This is a genomic window from Virgibacillus sp. 7505, assembly GCF_002272135.1.
Taxonomy (GTDB): domain Bacteria; phylum Bacillota; class Bacilli; order Bacillales; family Amphibacillaceae; genus Terribacillus.
The window spans coordinates 1-323 of record NZ_NPBF01000110.1; the positions used below are offsets into that span (position 1 = coordinate 1).

General features: G+C 46.1%; 1 protein-coding gene. It reads left to right on the forward strand.

All coding sequences use genetic code 11. From position 1 onward, the window contains the following. Window positions 1-206 precede the first annotated feature (206 nt). On the forward strand, window positions 207-323 hold a 117-nt coding region (locus tag CHH91_RS18150), incomplete at its 3' end, for a Ku protein (protein ID WP_353615338.1).

The window sequence follows — 323 nt, forward strand, 5'->3', positions numbered from 1 at the left end:
CTCAACGCTCGTGTCTGTGATGGAAACTAGGCAACGATAGCCATCGTATTTAGGCTCTCCGACCCAGCCTGTTGACTTAGGGAATGCGGTCGTCTCCGTCAGTTTCATTGGTTTCATTTTTGCGCTACCTCCTAGCTATAGAGTAACCAAACCTTTCCTGTGATATTAATGGCGCTTGCGCCGTATAGTAAGAGTGAGGTGAAATCATGCATACAGTTTGGAAAGGCAGCATCCAGTTCGGGCTTGTTCATATTCCCGTTAAACTGCACACGGCAACCGAAAACAAAGACATCAAAATGCGTCAACTCCATAAAAAGTGCCAT